Annotated in this window: 18 protein-coding genes; 7 read left to right on the top strand and 11 right to left on the bottom strand. The window is 43.1% G+C overall.

The genetic code is table 11. From position 1 onward, the window contains the following. Positions 1-16: 16 nt before the first annotated feature. Positions 17-334 (bottom strand): 50S ribosomal protein L21, encoded by a 318-nt coding sequence (gene rplU, locus ADJ77_RS02615; RefSeq protein WP_050695994.1) that lies wholly within the window; start codon positions 332-334, stop codon positions 17-19. Between the two features lie 1150 nt (positions 335-1484). Between rplU and ADJ77_RS02620 the strand changes: the two genes are divergently transcribed. After that, positions 1485-2051, top strand: a complete 567-nt coding sequence (locus ADJ77_RS02620; protein WP_025078820.1) for an NUDIX hydrolase — start codon at positions 1485-1487, stop codon at positions 2049-2051. 42 nt (positions 2052-2093) lie between these two features. Then, positions 2094-2336, top strand: coding sequence for a hypothetical protein (locus ADJ77_RS02625; RefSeq protein ID WP_025078819.1), 243 nt, complete (start codon positions 2094-2096; stop codon positions 2334-2336). On the opposite strand, the gene ADJ77_RS02630 is transcribed toward ADJ77_RS02625, so the two are convergent. After that, complete coding sequence (locus tag ADJ77_RS02630; protein WP_025078818.1) at positions 2323-2994, bottom strand: DUF4230 domain-containing protein; 672 nt, start codon at positions 2992-2994, stop codon at positions 2323-2325. The two genes, ADJ77_RS02625 and ADJ77_RS02630, sit on opposite strands and share 14 nt — an antisense overlap. A 2-nt stretch (positions 2995-2996) precedes the next feature. Then, positions 2997-3665 carry a DUF4230 domain-containing protein gene (locus ADJ77_RS02635; RefSeq protein WP_025078817.1) on the bottom strand — a complete coding sequence of 223 codons (669 nt, stop codon included), beginning with the start codon at positions 3663-3665 and terminating at the stop codon, positions 2997-2999. Between the two features lie 527 nt (positions 3666-4192). Here ADJ77_RS02635 and ADJ77_RS02640 point away from each other — a divergent pair. After that, positions 4193-5401 (top strand): L-serine ammonia-lyase, encoded by a 1209-nt coding sequence (locus ADJ77_RS02640; RefSeq protein ID WP_050695995.1) that lies wholly within the window; start codon positions 4193-4195, stop codon positions 5399-5401. A 313-nt stretch (positions 5402-5714) separates the two neighbouring features. On the opposite strand, the gene ADJ77_RS02645 is transcribed toward ADJ77_RS02640, so the two are convergent. From ADJ77_RS02645 to ADJ77_RS02665, 4 genes are all read right to left on the bottom strand, one after another. Then, the gene (locus tag ADJ77_RS02645; RefSeq protein ID WP_316931909.1) at positions 5715-6731 is read right to left on the bottom strand and encodes an XAC2610-related protein; all 1017 of its coding nucleotides are present in this window, start codon (positions 6729-6731) and stop codon (positions 5715-5717) included. A gap of 827 nt (positions 6732-7558) precedes the next feature. Further along, positions 7559-8917: a histidine--tRNA ligase gene (hisS, locus tag ADJ77_RS02655; RefSeq protein ID WP_025078813.1), complete on the bottom strand. Its 1359-nt coding sequence runs from the start codon at positions 8915-8917 to the stop codon at positions 7559-7561. 100 nt (positions 8918-9017) lie between these two features. Next, positions 9018-10292: an adenylosuccinate synthase gene (locus tag ADJ77_RS02660; protein WP_050695996.1), complete on the bottom strand. Its 1275-nt coding sequence runs from the start codon at positions 10290-10292 to the stop codon at positions 9018-9020. Further along, positions 10289-10795 carry a Fur family transcriptional regulator gene (locus tag ADJ77_RS02665; protein WP_025078812.1) on the bottom strand — a complete coding sequence of 169 codons (507 nt, stop codon included), beginning with the start codon at positions 10793-10795 and terminating at the stop codon, positions 10289-10291. The genes ADJ77_RS02660 and ADJ77_RS02665 overlap by 4 nt, the downstream gene beginning before the upstream one ends. 368 nt (positions 10796-11163) lie before the next feature. On the opposite strand from ADJ77_RS02665, the gene nrfH reads away from it, so the two are divergent. The 4 genes from nrfH to ccsA all read left to right on the top strand — a co-directional run bounded on the left by nrfH (position 11164) and on the right by ccsA (position 15621). Next, positions 11164-11793, top strand: coding sequence for a cytochrome c nitrite reductase small subunit (gene nrfH / locus ADJ77_RS02670; RefSeq protein ID WP_025078811.1), 630 nt, complete (start codon positions 11164-11166; stop codon positions 11791-11793). 22 nt (positions 11794-11815) lie between these two features. After that, positions 11816-13312 (top strand): ammonia-forming cytochrome c nitrite reductase, encoded by a 1497-nt coding sequence (gene nrfA, locus ADJ77_RS02675; RefSeq protein ID WP_025078810.1) that lies wholly within the window; start codon positions 11816-11818, stop codon positions 13310-13312. A gap of 195 nt (positions 13313-13507) precedes the next feature. Further along, the gene (locus ADJ77_RS02680; RefSeq protein ID WP_025078809.1) at positions 13508-14836 is read left to right on the top strand and encodes a cytochrome c biogenesis protein ResB; all 1329 of its coding nucleotides are present in this window, start codon (positions 13508-13510) and stop codon (positions 14834-14836) included. Then, the gene (ccsA, locus tag ADJ77_RS02685; RefSeq protein ID WP_025078808.1) at positions 14833-15621 is read left to right on the top strand and encodes a cytochrome c biogenesis protein CcsA; all 789 of its coding nucleotides are present in this window, start codon (positions 14833-14835) and stop codon (positions 15619-15621) included. Before ADJ77_RS02680 ends, ccsA begins: the two co-directional genes overlap by 4 nt. A 350-nt stretch (positions 15622-15971) precedes the next feature. Here the strand turns inward: ccsA and ADJ77_RS02690 are convergent, their stop codons facing one another. The 4 genes from ADJ77_RS02690 to ADJ77_RS02705 all read right to left on the bottom strand — a co-directional run bounded on the left by ADJ77_RS02690 (position 15972) and on the right by ADJ77_RS02705 (position 19932). Next, positions 15972-17540: a peptide chain release factor 3 gene (locus ADJ77_RS02690; RefSeq protein WP_025078807.1), complete on the bottom strand. Its 1569-nt coding sequence runs from the start codon at positions 17538-17540 to the stop codon at positions 15972-15974. Positions 17541-17721: 181 nt separating this feature from the next. Then, on the bottom strand, positions 17722-18609 hold the full coding sequence (rfbD, locus tag ADJ77_RS02695; protein WP_025078806.1) for a dTDP-4-dehydrorhamnose reductase: 888 nt from the start codon (positions 18607-18609) through the stop codon (positions 17722-17724). Between the two features lie 12 nt (positions 18610-18621). After that, positions 18622-19230, bottom strand: coding sequence for a DUF4924 family protein (locus ADJ77_RS02700; RefSeq protein ID WP_025078805.1), 609 nt, complete (start codon positions 19228-19230; stop codon positions 18622-18624). Between the two features lie 15 nt (positions 19231-19245). Then, the gene (locus ADJ77_RS02705; RefSeq protein ID WP_025078804.1) at positions 19246-19932 is read right to left on the bottom strand and encodes a LysE family translocator; all 687 of its coding nucleotides are present in this window, start codon (positions 19930-19932) and stop codon (positions 19246-19248) included. Between the last annotated feature and the right edge of the window lie 74 nt (positions 19933-20006).

The raw sequence follows: 20006 nt of genomic DNA on the forward strand, positions 1-20006 counted from the left end.
TCTTAAGTCCTCCTTTTTAAGCGTTAATTGATTTAATTTCTACCTGAGTGAAGTGGGTACGATGACCGTTCTTCTTTCTGTAGTCCTTGCGACGTTTCATCTTGAAGACGATTACCTTGTCGCCCTTTACGAGAGGAGCTACAACCTCGGCTACTACCTTTGCGCCCTCAACAGTTGGTGCGCCTACTGTGACTGCTCCGTTGTTGTCAACCAACAGAACCTTGTCAAACTCAACAGCCTTGCCTTCTTCCGCATCCTTGATGTGGTTTACGAAGAGCTTTTTGCCCTCCTCAGCCTTGAACTGCTGACCGTTAATTTCTACAATTGCGTACATTTTAATATTGTAAACGGGTTTGTACCGTTGGGCGGCTGAGCATCTTTCCAGCACTTGTTCTGAGCCCATTACGGCATAATCAGGTGCAAAGTTACTAAAAATTAATGTTATGCAACATAATAATGTGCGATAATTCTATGCTAATTAACAATAATTAGAGCATTGCTATCGTTTCTCTTCTTTGCAAAGTGTTTCTTTATTGATGAACTGAAGAATAATAACTGCTTGCTGTATGCAGCGAAAAATCATACAACAAATTCCATGTTTACCTCTGACAGCAATGTACAAAAGTAAATAGCATTATCTTACAACAAGATTTTTAGTCAGATTTACAACTGACATCAAGGCTGTAACATAGATATTTATCTTGCGTTCTTACAGAACAGCGTGTTCTATGTTGCAGCCTCATTGTTTTTATTTATACGTTATGTCAAAGGGACGGTCGTCCATAATGTCGAGTTGACGCTCATCTTCCTGATAGATGTTATCAATGTCAAACTCATGCTCATTGTGCATCTTCGGTTTACGCTTCATAGTTATGTCCTCCATAGGGCAAGCCACTGCCGCAGGGCATGCCTTTGATGATGAGTGATAGAGGTTGCGGCAATCCCCTGTTTCCTCGGTTACAAATATATAAATTAATTCTGAGATAATTGTCAATAAATAAGAAATATTTATATTCTATCAAGATTACATCTATCAGAAGTCATAGGACTAAAGGAATAAAAAGAAGTGAAGCCATCATCTTTCCTTTGCCGAAATTGGCATTCTTAGAAGAGAACACTGCCAGCTCTCCTTATATCTATTGACAATATATTTGACTCCTGCCTTTTTTACTTATTATAATCCTTTGCTTTATATATGGCTCTCTTCAAACAATCCTTGCTGGAGGCTTTATCTAATGAACGTAGTCAGGTTCTCGTGTCTTTTTACTTTCTCATTCAGTTGCACAGCCTGTCATGCACATTACAAGAAGAAAGCAAGAGTTGTTTGTTGACGGCTAAGATTCTTCAAAAGTGTTTTCTAAGGATTGGTCATGTATTTTGAAATTTGATATTGAGCTTGGATGAATCACAAAAAGGACATTTATTTGCTTATTAAAAAGGAAAATAATAACTTTGCGTTATCAAAATCAACAGTTTATTGTGTTATGGATAATAAAAAGCAACGCAGTGATGAAGAGATGAAATGGAATACGCTCTCTTCCGAACAGCTTATTAACCGCCCCTGGCTGAAGGCACGGCGCGACACTGTCCAGCTGCCCAATGGAAAGGTGTATGATGAGTATTATGTACTTTCGTACCCAACATGGATAAACGTTATCGCCGAGACAGAAGACGGAAATATCATTTTAGAGCGTCAGTACAGGCATGGACTTGGCGTTGTTTCTACAGAAATATGTGCTGGGGTGATGGAAGAAGGAGAAACCCCACTACAGGCTGCACAACGCGAACTGGAAGAAGAAACGGGATATACAGGCGGTGTATGGCAGGAGATAATGACAATTTCTCCCAATCCAAGTACTATGGACAATCTCTGTCATTGTTTCTATGCTCACGGTGTGAAGAAGACGAGCAGGCAGCACCTTGATGATACAGAGGATATTGAGGTGTTACTCTATCCCAAAGAAGAAGTAAAACAAATGCTCCTTCGTGGCGATTTCATTCAGGCATTGATGGTTGCTCCCCTGTGGAAATACTTCTCTATCAACACCTAACCCTTGTACAAAGAAGGGTATATTATTTCCAATCTTTAGAAAATGATAACAAAAGACAGTATCGAAGCAGCCTATTGCTTCTTTCATCAGAAATATCAGGTTTATGCCTTTTCGAACTGCGAACAGCAGAAAGACGACATTGAATATGCCATCAGTTCGTATGTGGAAACTATGAATCCCGACCTCTATGCAAGGCTTGCTGCAGGAAAAGAAGACTTCCTGCTGACACACTCAAGGTTTGCAGAAGACATGAAAGAGGCAATACACAGTCTTACCTTGGAGTAATCGTCACCTCTACATTCTTATATCCCATTGCTTTCAGGAACTGCGTGAACTGCTGTCTGGCATTCTCTTCAGCTGTCTTGATGTTTGCAGCTGTCATACAACGGGCAAGCATCTTCTTGTAAGCACGGTTGTAAAGTTGCTCCCGGTCAGCAGCAGACCAGTTTCCTTTCTCGAAAAATGAGCGCGACTTAGCCTCATCTATAAAGTTAGTGTCAAGCAACTCTATAGGTGGCAGTTTTGCGACAATGACACTGTCGTTCTCAACACGAATCCAATGTGGTTTGGCTTTATGAAGATTAATGCCTAAACGCACAGTCCCATAATAGATGCGGACAAGTTCAGCATCAGAAAAGAAACCACGGCTTATCGTGTCAATGAGTTCTTCATTATTGATAGAAAGGAACTCCCATTGCCCGATGTCTTGTATCTGTCGTATCTGTGTGGGTGTAATGTCAATACGCTGGTCGGCTTCTATACTTATCTCATTGGATGAATTAAGCCATAGGAATAGCCCCGTGCCCAGACAGGCAAGAATGAAAAGCGTGAGCATACGGCTCTTGCGAAATGACAAGATACGTTTAAAAAGACCTTTCTTTTCCGTCTTTTCACCTTTCTTCTGATTCTTTATAATGATATTTTCAGGTGTTTCCTTCTCCATTGTCAATCCTTTTTGTTTACTTCAACCACCTGTCCTAAATCCTTAATTGTAAACTTCTTACGAAAGGATATTGTTATGTCTGCTTCGTTGTATCCCATAGCTGTAAAGATTGGGACAAGTTGCCGGGCAGCACTTTCTTGTGCCCGTTCGATAATTCCCATCTGTGGGATCGAAGCTATTATCTGTTTCCTGCCCTGTGCTTCATAACTTGTCAGCTCGGCATCCGTAAAGTTATGTCTTGTCAGTGCCACATATTGCTTCACCTCTTTATGGTCAATCTTCGTAGATGTAAGTATGATTTTAGGGTCGGGTAGAGTGACGGCAAGTCTTTTTCCTTGTTTTTGAATGTTCTTCTCGCTGAAATCAGACATATCAATATATGCCTTCAAGGTAGCATTCATTGGAATTGCAATGCGCCGGTCACCCAACGGCAGGTTCACGCTGAATTCATGTTTCATGAACGAGCCGGACACTTTCATCTTGTCATCGTGTGTGATAATCTTGTGAATTTGATATTCTGTGGTGTAAAGACGGGAGCATAGCTGCACCTGCGTCACCAATGTCGGAATCGTATCAATGACTTCCGAAGATGGTTCTTCAGTGCTTTTCTTGTCTGTACAGGCTGTTGCCAGCAATGAAAGAAGCGATAAAACGACGATTATCTGTTTCATTCCTATCATATAATTGAATGCTGCAAAGATACGAAAAATAGCCAACATGAAACACTTATACTATGCAAATAAAGGTGAAAGAAGAGGAATGATGTGGGTATGTCAATGTGTTTTCTGAATTTTCTTCATGAAAAAAAATATTTCTTTTCATGATAATAATTATTTCTTTTCATGACAATAATTATTTTTCTTCATGAAAAGAAATTGTAGAGCATATATCAAGTGACGCTTTTACTTCGGTATATTCTTACCTTAGATGCCAAATTATCTTTTCTTGGCAAGCATTGATTTTTATGATAGCCTGGTGTAGGAAGTATAAAAGAAAGAGTCAGGAATTCAACTAACTATCTACTGACAAAGTGCTCTTGCGGATAAGAACACTGACAGTTTACGTAATAAAAATACGATCTTTAGATGTTCAAAAAATCTTATCCGATAATTTATGAGTTGTTTCTCTGCACCATTGCCGTTTTTTTTCGTAATTTTGCAGCATAATTGTATTAAGAAGTATTTGGGACAAACCATATATGGAATCATTAAGAGAGATATTTAGAATCGGCAAAGGTCCATCGAGCAGTCATACGATGGGACCACAGCGTGCAGCTATCATCTTTGCTGAACGTCATCCAGAGGCAGCACGGTTTGATGTTACACTGTTTGGCAGTCTGGCTGCAACAGGCAAGGGACACATGACAGACAAAGCCATCATAGACGTTTTGAAACAGGTAGCACCAGTAGAAATTAAATGGGAACCAGATGTTTTTCTGCCTTACCATCCCAATGGTATGATGTTTCAAGCCTATAGCGGCAGCCAGGAACTGGTAGACGAATGGACTGTCTATAGTGTTGGCGGCGGTGCCCTGTCAGAAGGGAAGGCTAAAGATGATTTTTTTCATCAGCCCACAGTCTACGACATGCACACGCTCAGGGACATCCAGTCTTGGTGTGAACACCATGGACGGGGCTACTGGGAATATGTGAAACAGTGTGAGGATGATGACTTTTGGGATTATCTCCGTGAGGTATGGCATACTATGCAAGCTGCTGTAGAGCGTGGTCTTGACAGTGAGGGAGCATTGCCCGGTCCGTTGAATCTGGCACGAAAAGCTCCCACCTATTATATTAAGGCACGTGGATATAAGCCTTCGTTGCAGAGTCGTGGAATGGTTTATTCATATGCCTTGGCGGTCAGTGAGGAGAATGCGTCGGGTGGTACGATAGTCACTGCACCTACATGTGGTGCCTGTGGCGTTATGCCTGCTGTTCTCTATCATCTGTCAAAAGGACACGAATTCTCTGAAACAAAGATATTGCATGCACTTGCAACGGCTGGTCTCTTTGGCAACATCGTGAAGTACAACGCATCTATCTCTGGCGCAGAGGTAGGCTGCCAGGGAGAGGTTGGCGTGGCTTGTGCAATGGCATCAGCCGCTTCCTGCCAGCTGTTTGGCGGCAGTCCTTCCCAGATTGAATATGCTGCAGAGATGGGACTGGAGCACCACTTGGGCATGACCTGTGACCCTGTCTGCGGTTTGGTACAGATTCCCTGTATTGAGCGCAATGCCTTTGCAGCCTGCCGTGCTTTGGATGCTCAGCTTTATGCGTCGTTCAGTGATGGCAGTCACCGTGTTTCATTCGACCGTGTTGTCGAGGTGATGAAACAGACGGGACACGACATTCCGTCGCTCTATAAGGAGACAAGTGCGGGTGGACTGGCAAAAGATTACCAAATGTAACCCCCTCTTCTTGCTGCTATTAAAGGGGTTGTTCTTTGGCACATCTGACTGATTCCATGTGACAGAATAATGTGGATAGATAATCGTAACGCCCGAGAACCATATTGCCAAGTGTTGGTAAATTAGTTGTCGGGCGTTGGTAATATCTTTATTCGCTAAATAATTTTCAAAAAGCTGGCAAACATTCAATGATAACATACGAACAGGCTTGGCCACTTCTGAGGATATATCCGAACAAATTACTCTTAAATGCGTCTGTGACAAAAGCAGAAGTACTGTTCTGAAAAGGTACAAGATGTAGTCAAGTTGTTGTTTAGCGATATACGACATTGTCAAGTTTAGCCTTTAACAGCTTTCCTATACTCCCCCGGCGACTTTTGGAATTACCTTTCCAGTGATGCGTTTTTCCCTTGAAAGTAATGTCAATGCCAATATTGCCTGCTTTATCGTAAATGGTATAGTACGCATCCTTGTTCTTGAAGCTCACTTTACCGTTTGTCTTATCGTATCTGAAGTCGGGTGACTTGTAAGGAGAATCGACAGGGTAGTATAATTCCACATTACCTTTATCATTTGTAATAGCATAATAGAGCATACGGTCATTGATATTGTAGTAAAGTATAATGTCTTTGTTTACTTTATCCACATGAAACTTGAAATACTCTTTGATATTTTCACTTTCAAGTTCAATGGAAGTTGAAACCGTCTCAACCATCTTTTTGCCATCCCATTCTTTAGTTCTTTCAATATAGATAGGGTCATTCTGGCCGTCAACAGTGTATGAACTTATAAGTTTTGGCTCATTATTCTTTACAATATAGTTGGAGAACTGGTGCCAACAGCAACCGCTTTTCACCATTGTAGATATTATTTCGTTTTCATGGTCGACACTAAACATCCCACAATAATCTTGAGCTAACCTCGTGAAACTATCACTATATACAAAGCCATTCTTTGAAGCCAGATAGATCTGAAAGGAGGGTCCATGATAGCAGCTATTGAATCCATCCATAATCGCAAAGTCTTTCTTGCCGTCAAAATTATAGTCTTTATAGAGTAACACACTGTGTTCTCCATAAGGAATCTCTGCTATGTCTGCCTTTAACTCTCCATCATGAAGGTTGAACGACAGTTCATCGGCATCGACATGGATAAGTTTCTTTTCTGTGACTCGGTCATACACTTCGACCCAGCCTTCAGAAGTTATTTCTGTTGTATCAGAGAAATAAACCTTACCATAATATTGTTTGGAGAAGCCATCAATCTTAAATGTAGCCTGACCAAAGGCAGAATATATCCAGCCTAATAATGCAAGGCAAAGTATAAGCATTCTTTTCATCATCCTATTTTATAAGTTAAGATATTCCTTGTGCGATTAATAGGCTTCTTCCGTTAAATGTGTGGATACCCATCATTATGCTTGTTTAAAAGCTGTCATTATGCATCTTTGTAGTGACCCTAACAGCATTTTTGTTCAAATATTTCAAATCGTGAAATCGAATTGATGCTCTTCTGGCTTTGAAAAGATGCCCAATTGGCTTTGAGAAGACGCCCTTTTGAGGTCTTGTTAACGCCCTTTTGAACCCTAACTAACGCCCTTTTGAAACACGGTTGTGCAAGTCTTTGATTCACTGCAGGTTACAACGTTGCTGAAACCCGTCATTTTTGTACTTCTTTTTGAGCCTGATAGCCGCACGATTGTCAAGATATTTCAAATGCATTTCTTTCGTATCTCACAAGGAAAAGCGAACAGGCGAACAGTTGCAGATATAGATAAAAGGTCTATTGTCACAATGATATGGATTTAGAAATGAAGTACACTTCACTTTGAGGCTATATCCATTATATGCGTAGGCGTCGATGCATTTAACGGAAGAACCATTTATAGGGTATTAATCTTTTGTTAACTTAATATTATGATTTATATTTGCAAACACAATTGGTTCTGTTGACTTTTTTATCCATTTACAGTTTACAATGCTGGTGCATATTCTATATAGAATGTGTGAAAAGAGGATAGGGTAGTAGTTTTGTTTTCTCTTAAAATCCTTACTGCACTAATTAGCCTGTATGGACTTCTATTATGTCAGCGTACTGATATAATCCTACGGGGTATAGAGGAGTCCCCTCTCCTTGACAAGGGAGGGGACAATACTTCTAAATTCTATTTATCATTTCCTCTGGTGAAACAAGTTCTTGTTCACCAGTAGACATATTCTTCAGTGTAATCTTGCCTTCCTGCATTTCTGTTTCGCCTGCAAGAGCAACGAAACCTATGTTTTTTGCGTTGGCATAGCTCATCTGCTTCTTCATCTTCGCCTTGTCAGGGAAGATTTCTGTACGGATGCCAGCCTTTCGTGCGGCTGCAACTATTGGCAGACAGTAGGCTGTTTCCTTCTCACCAAAGTTGATGAAGAGAAGCTGTGTACCCTGTACGCTCTCTTTTGGATAGAGGTCGAGAGTGTTAAGGACATCATAGATACGGTCAGCACCGAAGCTGATACCAACACCGGAGATACCCGGCATGCCAAAGATACCGGTGAGATTGTCATAGCGTCCACCACCAGTAATTGAGCCAATCTGTACATCAAGTGCCTTAACCTCAAAGATGGCACCAGTGTAATAGTTCAGTCCACGTGCCAAGGTAAGGTCAAGTTGTATCTCATTCTTCAGTCCTGAGTTCTTCAATGTATCAAGGATAAAACGGGTTTCTTCAACACCCTTCAGCCCTGTTTCACTCTCCTTCAGAACCTCTGCAATAACATCAAGTTTTTCTTCATTGGTTCCTTCTAACTTAATGATTGGCTGTAACTTTTCTATTGCTTCATCAGAGATACCGTTTCCACGTAACTCTTCGTTTACATTGTCAAGCCCTATCTTGTCAAGTTTGTCAATAGCAACGGTGATGTCAACAATCTTATCCTTCTCGCCAATCACCTCTGCAATACCTGTGAGAATCTTTCTGTTGTTAATCTTTATCTGTACACGTATACCAAACTCGGTGAAGATGGTATCAATTATCTGCATCAGTTCTACCTCATTCAGTAATGAGTCCGAACCAACCACGTCGGCATCACACTGATAAAACTCACGATAACGCCCCTTCTGTGGACGGTCAGCACGCCATACTGGCTGGATCTGATAACGTTTGAAAGGTAACTGCAACTCCTCACGGTGCATCACCACATAGCGGGCAAAGGGCACAGTAAGGTCGTAACGCAAGCCCTTTTCACAGAGTTTAGTCTGCATTTTGAGCGTATTACGCTCCTTGAGTTCGTCATCGCTGACAGACTTCAGGTAATCTCCCGAGTTCAAGATTTTGAAGAGAAGTTTGTCACCTTCTTCACCATACTTGCCCATGAGCGTCTGCAAAGTTTCCATCGCAGGGGTTTCAATCTGCTGAAAACCATAGAGCGCATAGACACGTTTGATAGTATCGAATATGTAATTTCTTTTTGCCATCTCCTCAGGACCGAAGTCACGTGTTCCCTTTGGAATGGAAGGTTTGTTTGCCATTTGTCTTTTTGTTTATTTTTTAGGAAAAAGGAAAGGCTGTAACAAGCGGTTATAAGCTCTGCAATATACTTATAGCCACCTGTCACAGTCTATTAGGAGTTTATAAAACAATCGTCTGCTCACGGTCAGGACCGACTGAAATGATACCGATGCGAGTGTTAAGATAATCCTCGAGGAAAGCAACATAGTCACGGAACTCCTGCGGAAACTCATCCTGTGACTTACATTTCGTCATATCTTTCCTCCAGCCACGGAACTCCTTGTAGATTGGCTTGACGTTATCAATCTCGTAAGGGAACTCCTTTGTCTCGGTTCCGTCTGGCAACTCGTATGCAACACACGCCTTGATGGTCTCGAAGCTGTCAAGAACATCACTCTTCATCATGATAAGTTCAGTCACACCATTTATCATTACTGAATAACGAAGCTGAACAAGGTCAATCCAGCCGCAGCGACGTTCACGTCCTGTCACGGCTCCATATTCATGACCGAGGTCACGGATGTTTTTCCCAGTCTCATCAAAAAGTTCCGTAGGGAATGGACCAGCACCCACACGGGTACAGTAGGCTTTCATGATACCGTAGACATTACCCACTTTGTTAGGACCAATTCCAAGTCCTGTACAAGCACCGGCACATACTGTATTAGATGAAGTGACGAAAGGATAAGAGCCAAAATCTACATCCAACATCGTTCCCTGTGCACCTTCGCAAAGGATGCTCTTGCTGTCACGAAGCAGGCGGTTTATTTCATGTTCGGAGTCAACAAATTTAAACTCCTTCATGTATTCAATACCTTCCAGCCAGAGCTTTTCCGTTTCATCAAAGCATTCAAAGTCAGTCCACCCAAGTGCTTCGAGCATCTTCATGTGTCGCTCCTTGTGGGCAGCATACTTGCGATCGAAGTCACAGAGGATGTCGCCGACACGCAAACCATTACGGCTGATTTTGTCGGTATAGGTAGGACCAATGCCCTTGCCGGTCGTTCCCACCTTATCCTTGCCCTTTGCAGCCTCGTAGGCACGGTCAAGAATACGATGTGTAGGCATGATAAGATGTGCCTTCTTTGAGATATGCAGACGCTCCTTCAGCGGATGTCCGCTCTTCTCAAGGTCTTTTGCCTCACCCATAAAGAGATCTGGAGCCAGAACAACTCCATTGCCAATGATGTTTACCTTGCCACCCTGGAAGATACCGGACGGTATGGAACGCAGGACGTACTTCTGCCCTTCGAACTCCAGTGTGTGCCCGGCATTAGGACCTCCTTGGAAACGAGCTACTACGTCGTAGCGTGGTGTAAGCACGTCTACGACCTTTCCTTTACCTTCATCACCCCATTGGAGACCCAACAGGACGTCTACTTTACCTGTGTTCATTTGCTTTTATGTGAGTTTTTAACTTGTTTCTGTGTAAGAAACTTGCTTCTCTGACGCGACAAGACAGCCTGACAGCGTGAACATATACCATATATATATAAGGAGAAACCATCCCTGCGGAAGCGGTGGAACTTTGTATTCTTGATAGCATCCGCAATCTCGGGAGAATCAACCTCGGTCACAGTCCCGCATACCGTACAGATCTGATGGATATGATCTTCATTGTCGTAACATGCCTCATACTTGGTCTGACCTATGAAACGGTGTCTGACAACAAGGCGCAATTCAATGAAAAGTCGCATCGTGTTATAAAGCGTGGCACGTGAGACCCGGAAGTTCCTTTCCTCAAGTTCTTCGCCCAGCTCATCCAAGGAGAAATGTTCCCCCATGTCATACACTGCATCCAGAATGGCATACCGCTCTGATGTCTTGCGATGATTGTTTGCTTCGAGGTATTCATCCAGAATATCCCGAACTCTTTTTTTGACTATATCTTTAGTCACAGCTTACTGATTAAATTCGCACAAAGTTACCATTTTTTAATGATATAACTACTATATGGTAATAAAAAAAAGTTAAATACATGGAGGCGGAATGATATGCTTTTCTCCAGTCTGTAAACCTTTCTGAAAGTCAGTAGAGCAGTGTGACTTGCCTTTAGTCACATGCTTTGTCGAATTATTTTCATGAAGAGAAATATTTTCTTTCACGAGTATAACCATTTCCCTTCATGAAAAGAATTATTTCTCGTCATGAAAGTATTTTATTAGAATTAGTCTAAATCATAATTTATGATGATTTTTTCTTTTATCTTTACTTGCATATTTAAATTTAATAGCTATATTTGTACGCAAAACAAGACATAACTCCTATGAAGCTAAAAACCATCTCTACCAAATTTAAAAGTGTGCTGGGAAACTTTCTGGCACGCATTTCATATCGACAGAAAGTAGCATTGACTCTTTCACTTGGTGTGATTGTAGGATTGACTGGGTTATTCTTTTATTTGCTCCGCATGCACACCTATATAATAGGTGATGACCCTGCTGCATGTATCAACTGCCACATTATGTCGCCCTACTATGCTACGTGGGCACATTCCGCACATGCCCGAAACACCACCTGTAATGACTGTCACGTGCCTAACAACAACATCGTATCCCACTATGCTTTCAAGGGTATGGACGGCATGAAACATGTTGCTTATTTTGTCACTCACAGTGAGGCACAGGCAATCGAAGCTGAAGAAGCATCCGCAGAGGTTATAATGGACAACTGTATCCGTTGTCATAAACAGCTTAACCAGGAGTTTGTCAATACTGGAAGAATTGATTATATGGAGGCACAGCGTGGTGAAGGAAAAGCATGCTGGGACTGTCACCGTGATGTTGCTCACATGAACAAGAACTCCCTCTCCAGTACGCCTGGAGCTGAATATGTGGAGCCCATGCCACCTTCTCCAGTACCAGATTGGTTGCAGAAAGTTTTAGGAAAGAAATAATAAAAACTAAAAACCTATAATTATGGCAAAGACATTAAAGAAATGGCAAGGCTGGCTACTCTTCGGAGGGGCAATGGTCATCGTGTTCTTACTTGGATTGCTCTGTTCATCTATGCTTGAAAGAAGAGCCGAGGTGGCAAGCGTATTCAATAACAGACGTACACCGATGACAGATTCCATTGTTGCTCAGAACGAGAAGTTTGCAGCAGATTTTCCACGTGAATACCAGACGTGGGCGATGACGGAAGACACAAGTTTCGTGAGCAAGTATAACTCTTCTCAGGAGGTAGACGTGCTTGCAGAGAGACCCGAGATGGTCATTTTATGGGCTGGTTATGCGTTTTCAAGGCATTATAACACCCCACGTGGTCACCGTCATTGTATAGAAGATTTACTAAAGATTCTGCGTACAGGAAGCCCTGGGGTTGATGGACAGGATGATATGCAGCCTGGTACTTGCTGGACCTGTAAGAGTCCAGACGTCCCACGCCTTATGCGTGAAAAGGGCACTGACAAGTTCTATGCTGCCAAGTGGAGCGACTGGGGACCAGAGGTCATGAACACCGTCGGTTGCTCTGACTGCCATGATGCTCGGACGATGGAGCTCCGCCCTGCTCGTCCTGCACTCTATGAGGCTTGGGCTCGTGTCGGTAAAGACGTGAAAAAAGCCAGCCATCAGGAGATGCGTAGTCTGGTCTGCGCACAGTGCCATACGGAATACTACTTCGAGAAGGAGAATGGTAACTATCTCCACTTCCCTCAAGAAAAGGGTATGACGTGTGAGGCAGCAGAAGAATACTACGATAGTATCGGATTCTACGATTACATCAATCCGCTTTCAAAAGCTAAGATTCTCAAGGCTCAGCACCCTGGCTATGAAGTGTTCCTGCAAGGAATCCACGGTCAGCGTGGCGTTTCATGTGCCGATTGCCACATGCCTTACATCTCTGAAGGTGGCGTGAAGTACACGGATCACCATATTACAAGTCCGTTGGCAAACATCGACCGTACTTGTCAGACCTGTCACAGGCAGGATGCCGAGACACTTCGTCAGAACGTTTATGAGCGTCAGCAGAAGGTTTATGAGTTCCGCACAAATGTAGAGAAGGAACTTGCAGCCGCACATATCGAAGCGAAGTTTGCCTGGGAGAAAGGTGCTACTGAAACTGAAATGCAGCCTGTCCTGACCGACCTCCGCAAGGGACAGTGGCGTTGGGACTATGCTGTTGCCAGCCACGGTGCAGCATTCCATGCTCCACAAGAGACGATGCGTCTGCTTGCAAGTGCAATGGAATATGCAAAGGATGCCCGTTTACAGATAGCACGTGTCGTTGCCCGTCATGGCTTTACAGGACAGATTCCTCTTCCTGACATCTCAAGCAAGGCCAAGGCTCAGTCTTATATTGGTCTTGACATGAAGAAGCTCAATGGTCAGAAGAAGCAGTTCCTTGATACTGTAGTACCAAAGTGGATTGAGACAGCCCGCAAGAACAAACGGTTTATAACCAAGCCTATGTAATATTACTATCAGGATTCCTTCCTTTCCGGGGAGGAATCCTGTCAGTAGAAAACACAAATGCTTAGTCATTATCATATCTTGTTAATTTTTGTATTTTATCTATCACATATAAATCATTATACTTGCTCATGCTCTATGACAACCATCTAAAGAACTTTTCCATTTTGGGAAGGGTGGAGCAGAGCTTCTTTTACTATGTGGAATAAACCTTATACACTGAAAGAAGGTACAGCTGTTGTTGTTGGATTATTGGTTACAGGTGCATTGTTACAGATGACAATGGGACCTTTAGAGTGGGGTATCTTTGTCTGGCCTGCCAACCTTATCATACTTATCTTATTTATACTGATACTTATTGCAATCTTTGCATTGCGTAAGCGGTCTTATTTCTGTCGTTTCATGACTACCATGCAAGCGGCTATTCCTGCTATTGCTGCAGCGGTGGTACTAACCATCATAATGGGATTAACCAAGCAAGTAGCAGAAGGTAAAAGTCCTGTTGACCCAATAGGACTGTCGAAGATGCTTAACTTCTGGTCTTTCATCTTCGTTTACCTGTGGATGACGGCAATTGTTGGGGAAGTAACATTAAATCAGATAGCACACTTCTCATGGCGCAGGTTACCTATACTAACCAGCCATGTCGGACTGTTCCTTGTCCTTACACTTGGTAGTGCAGATATGCAACGCTTGAAGATGTACTGTGAAACCGGGCAGGTAGAATGGCGTGGACTCGACGCCTTTGGTAAAGTTCATCACCTCCCTGTAGCTATTCAATTAGAAAAGTTCACTATTGATGAATATCCTCCTAAGCTCATGCTTATCGACAAGATGGGGTTTCCGCTTCCAAACGGAAAACCAGAAAACATCCTTGTAGACAAGAACGTGAAATCCAGTCAGTTGTTGGACTGCAAGATTGAGATACTGAAACGTGTTGACAATGCCATTCCTGTCATGCTCAGCAAGATGGTAGGCAAGATGCCTGGAGGTATGATGGCCAATATCCGCATGGACTCTTTAGGACAGGCACGTAACAAGGAAGGGTATATAACAACGGACGGCTCTGGTTCAGCCTGTGCATTATTTGTGAAAGTGACAACAGGCGTAAGCTCGACTGCCAGCAAGGGTTCTGAAACGAAAAAAAGACAACAACGCACCAAAACAGGTTGGCTAACCTGTGGTAGTTATCTGTTTCCTTATCAAGCCTTGAATCTTGATGATGGCAGAAAACTGGTTATGCCTAATCGTGAGCCGCGCCGTTTTGCCTCACTTGTAGACATCTATACACAGGAAGGAAAAAACATACACACCGAGATAGAAGTCAACAAGCCGTTTAGTATCGAAGGATGGAAAATCTATCAGCTCAGTTATAATGAACAGATGGGTAAGTGGAGCAACCTGAGTGTCTTTGAGTTAGTAACTGACCCTTGGATGCCATGTGTTTATGTGGGTATATTCCTGTTGTTGTTTGGAGCTGTCGGAATGTTCCTGACGGCAAGTCGTAAGAAGGAGGTGAAGCTATGACCTGGAGTTATTTTATCATATTTGCAGTGGTATCAGTAGTTTTATGGGCTGTAGGTGCATGGGGTGCATGGCGCAATCGTCGTATTTTATCCTTCACAACGACAGGTCTTGGCCTTGCTGTTTTCTTCGCTTACATTCTTATAATGTGGATAACATTAGAACGCCCGCCACTCCGTACAATGGGAGAGACACGTCTCTGGTACATCTTCTTCCTTCCCTTGGCAGGCATTATCGTCTATAGCCGTTGGCAATATAAATGGATATTGAGTTTCTCAACACTTCTTGCAACAGTCTTTATCTGTATTAATGTTTTCAAGCCAGAGATACATTCCAAGACACTTATGCCGGCATTGCAAAGCCCGTGGTTTGCTCCTCATGTGATTGTCTACATGATGGCATATGCACTCTTGGGGGCAGCTCTTGTCATGTCTGTGTATCTGCTTTTCTTCAAGAAGGGAACAGATGTTGACAAGGAGATGGAAATAACCGACAATCTTACTTACGTTGGTCTTTCCTTCATGACACTCGGCATGCTCATGGGAGCCATCTGGGCAAAGGAAGCATGGGGACATTACTGGGCATGGGATCCTAAGGAAACGTGGGCGGCCATCACCTGGATGTCTTATCTGGTCTACGTTCATTATCGGGAATATCATCCACACTCGATTCGTCCAGCCTTATGGGTGCTTATAATTTCATTCATCCTGCTGCAGATGTGCTGGTGGGGGATTAACTACCTGCCCTCAGCACAAGGTATGAGTGTACACACGTATAACCTGGGCTGACTCTTCTTTTCTGATAGGTAAGCCAGTATTGTTTTGTTGATTGCAAACATTTTTTTCACACAAAGGTAGTGACGAGATGAAATAGAAAAAGACGGATAATATTGGATGCTTACCAAGCAAACCCAATTTCTTTCTGAGTAAACGAAAAGAGGGTGTGTCAAAATGCAAATACCATTTTGATAATCTTACAGTTTGAAATAATTCATGAAAAAATACCATTTCTGTACTCGATTTTGAGTAAAGAAATGGTCTTTTCTTTGCTTTTAGGAAAAAACTACTTATAGTTTGAGAGTTGTCAAGTTATTAATTTGCATTTTGACACACCCTCTTTTATGTTGTTTCATCTTTGGTTAGAACTCACTTGTAAAGTGGAAGCGGATGTGTTCAAAGTCTTGCTGTGCCATGCTTAGCACGTAGCTGGAATCAGCAAGGAACACATCACGTCCTTCAATATCCTTTGCCATATACTGATACTTACGCTTCTTGAAGTTCTCTAATTCAGCCTCATCTTCAGCCTCAATCCAACAAGCCTTGTAGAGATGGACTGGCTCCCAGCGACACTTGGCATTGTACTCATGCTCCAATCGATACTGGATAACCTCAAACTGAAGCTGTCCGACGGTTCCCACAATGCGTCGGTTGTTGAACTGGTTGACAAACGACTGTGCAACACCTTCGTTCATCAGCTGCTCGATTCCCTTAAGGAACTGCTTGGATTTCATAGGATCATCATTCTCAATGTACTTGAAGAGCTCTGGTGAAAAACTTGGCAAGCCACGGAAGTGGATGTTCTCACCCTCGGTAAGTGTATCACCAATTTTGAAGACACCACCACTATCCGGCAAACCAACGATGTCGCCAGGGTAAGCCTCTTCTACGGTGCTCTTGCGCTGTGCCATGAACTGAGTAGGGGAGGAGAAGCGCATGGTCTTACCGTTACGTATGTGAAGGTAAGGCTGGTTGCGCTGGAACTTACCAGAGCACACCTTGCAGAAGGCAATACAGCTGCGGTGGTTAGGGTCGATGTTGGCTGTAATCTTGAAGATGAAACCAGTGAACTTGGGTTCTGTCGGTTCAACCATACGCTCTTCAGCCTTTGTAGGACGTGGACTTGGGGCTATCTCGACGAAGCAGTTGAGCAATTCCTGTACACCGAAGTTGTTAAGTGCAGAGCCAAAGAAAACCGGTGCAACCTCTGCACGGCGGTAAGCCTCAACATCAAACTCTGGGTAAACTCCATTTACCAGTTCAAGGTCGTTGCGGAGCAGTTCTGCAAAGTCTGCACCAACATGCTCGTCTAATTCCTTAGAGTTGATATCCACTTCAACCTTCTCTGTCACACGCTGTTTGTTTGGAGTGAAGAGGTTTAGCTGCTGTTCGTAGATATTATATACACCCTTGAAACGTTGTCCTTGTCCGATTGGCCATGAAAGTGGGCGCACACTGATTTTAAGTTCTTCTTCCAGTTCATCCAGTACATCGAAAGGATCACGACCTTCACGGTCCATCTTGTTGATAAAGATGATAACCGGTGTGTTGCGCATGCGACACACTTCCATCAGCTTACGTGTCTGCGCCTCAACACCTTTAGCGGAGTCAACAACGATGATGGCAGAGTCTACAGCGGTAAGTGTACGGTAGGTATCCTCGGCAAAGTCCTGGTGACCGGGAGTGTCAAGGATGTTTACCTTATAATCTTCATAGTCAAACTCCATCACAGAGGTTGATACCGAGATACCACGTTGTTTCTCAATATCCATCCAGTCAGATGTTGCAGTCTTTCGTATCTTGTTGTTCTTCACCGCACCGGCAACCTGAATCTGACCACCAAAGAGAAGGAATTTCTCAGTCAACGTAGTCTTACCAGCGTCCGGATGAGAGATAATGGCGAACGTTCGCCTGCGTTCTATTTCATTCATTTGTTTTATTTTCTTTGGGAGTTAAAGTGTTGTCGGCAGTTGCTATGATGCTAAGCGAACCGTTCCCTTTTATGTTCATGGAGTACAAGGATTTTTCTGTAGTTATATGGAGTTTGCTCCAAACCTCCTTTTACGTCCTTGGAGAAAAGGGTTGTGACTTAACTTCTCCACTTCTTAACTCCTATTGTTTGTCTTGTTCCTGCAATCCTTTCATACATTTCTTCAGCGAATCAACCCAATAAGGAATCTTTATGCCGAAGGTTTCCTTTATCTTTGTCTTGTCAAGTACTGAATAGGCTGGGCGGGTGACAGGCGAAGGGAATTCGTCACTGTGGCAAGGCTGAATGTCACAGGCTGAGTTGCCTGCAAGTTCTGCAATCTTAATCGTGAAGTCATACCAGCTGCATACACCTTCATTGGAGAAATGATAGACACCGCTATTATCTTCATACTTGCGGTTCTCAACAATATCATAGATGGCTTCTGCCAAGTCACCGGCATAGGTAGGTGTGCCGCACTGGTCAAAGACAACTTTAAGTTGTGGCTTTGTTGCTGTCAGGTTCATCATTGTTTTGACGAAGTTGTGACCGAACTCACTGTAAAGCCATGCTGTGCGAAGGATAATATGGTTTACCCCTGTTGTCTGAATCTTCTCCTCGCCATGCAGTTTGGTCAAACCGTAAACGCCAGTTGGTGTACCTTTCATATCCTCTTTACAGGGTGTGTTGTAGGGGTCTCCGCCAAAGACGTAGTCCGTACTGACATGAACAAGCAGTCCGTTCACTTCTTTCATTGCCTTGGCAAGGTTCTCTGGTGCGACAGCATTGAGCTTCTCAACAATCTCGCCTGCCGTTTCAGCTTTGTCAACGTTGGTCCATGCAGCGCAGTTGATAATACATTCTACATTGTTGTCATGCACCATCTTGCAGATGTCCTCAAGATCAGTGATGTCCAACTTTGTATATCCCTCGCATACATCAGTGAAGATATAGTGGTCCTTACTATGCTTGGATACAAGCTGTATCTCGTTGCCAAGTTGTCCGTTTGCTCCTGTAACTAAAATATTCATAACCTTTCTGTTTTACTCTTCGCCAAAGTCCAAGCCCTCTGCCTTATCCTTTATGTAGTAATCGGACAACATTCCTATGAAGGTTGTAATCTCTTTCAATGCACGTTTTGTCTCGGGTGTGATCTCCTTCTTCTGTAGTCGGAGCATCATCACACCATAAAGTAGGTCGAAGCAGGTCTCAACTTCGCTCTCTCCTAATTGTGAGGCAACGCTCTTCAGACGCTCATCATTCGTACGTGCCATCTTGTCTGCGGTACGCTTTGCCTTCCCTCTCAGCTCTACAATGAATGGTAATACACGATAATATTCTGCAGAATAGAAGGGAAACTTCGATGACTGTAGTAACTGTGCGTGCAGTTCCGTCAGGTCCTGCATGAGTACCTTGTTTATTTGTAAGTGCCCGCCTTCACGGCAACCCTCCTGATTCATCATACGTACAAGGTCACCGAACCAGTCTTCCTCTTCCTCCTTTTGTTCTTCAGAATATTGGAACTGGTCGATATATTCTTTACGGATTCGTGTCAGTGAACAACCGTAGGCACGGATTGTATCTTCTATCTGCCACATATACAGCAGATATTCTGCAATGCTCTTCTTTCTTAATTCCTTAGCAACAAACATAAACTGTATTTGTTCTTAGTCCATCAACCCGTCAACGGTTGGCAGGTGATAAAGATTAAATACTGTTCCCAGCAGTATGATGATGGAGAACAGAATAACAACAGAGCCAATTACCTTATTGATAATAAGTACACCGTTGACATCGAATTTACCCCTGATTTTATCAATCAGCCATGTCAGTCCATACCACCACAGCAGTGCACCGGCAGGAACACAGGCAAAGCCGATAATCATTTCCAACGGCCGGTCAGGCTGTACGAATGCGAACTGTGCATAAGTTGCAACGAAAAGGAAGATAATCAACGGGTTTGAGAATGTCACCAGAAAGGCGGTAAGTCCGTTGTGGAAGATAGATCCTTTTTCCTTACCGCTCTTATGTGCCTTCTTCATCGGGTCGGAGCGGAAACAGTAAATTCCGAATAACAGAAGCAGGACACTGCCGGAAATCTGAAGGATGAGTTTATATGTAGGATTCTCTAAGGGTCCCATGATGAAACTCATACCTAAACCTACGATAAGCGCATAGATGGTATCACTGACAGCAGCTCCGATACCTGTTACAAAACCGTACCAGCGTCCCTTGTTCAAAGTACGCTGTATACATAATATTCCGACTGGACCCATAGGTGCTGATGCGATGATGCCAATCAGCAGCCCCTTGAAGATGAAATCCAGTATATCTAATTGGATGGGAAATTGCATGTTTGTTATTTTAAGTGCAAAATTGCAAAAATAATACGAGATAAGCAAATTTAGCTGACAAAACTTTGTGGTAT

Origin of the sequence: Prevotella fusca JCM 17724, from assembly GCF_001262015.1 — a bacterium.
Taxonomy (GTDB): Bacteria; Bacteroidota; Bacteroidia; order Bacteroidales; family Bacteroidaceae; genus Prevotella; species Prevotella fusca.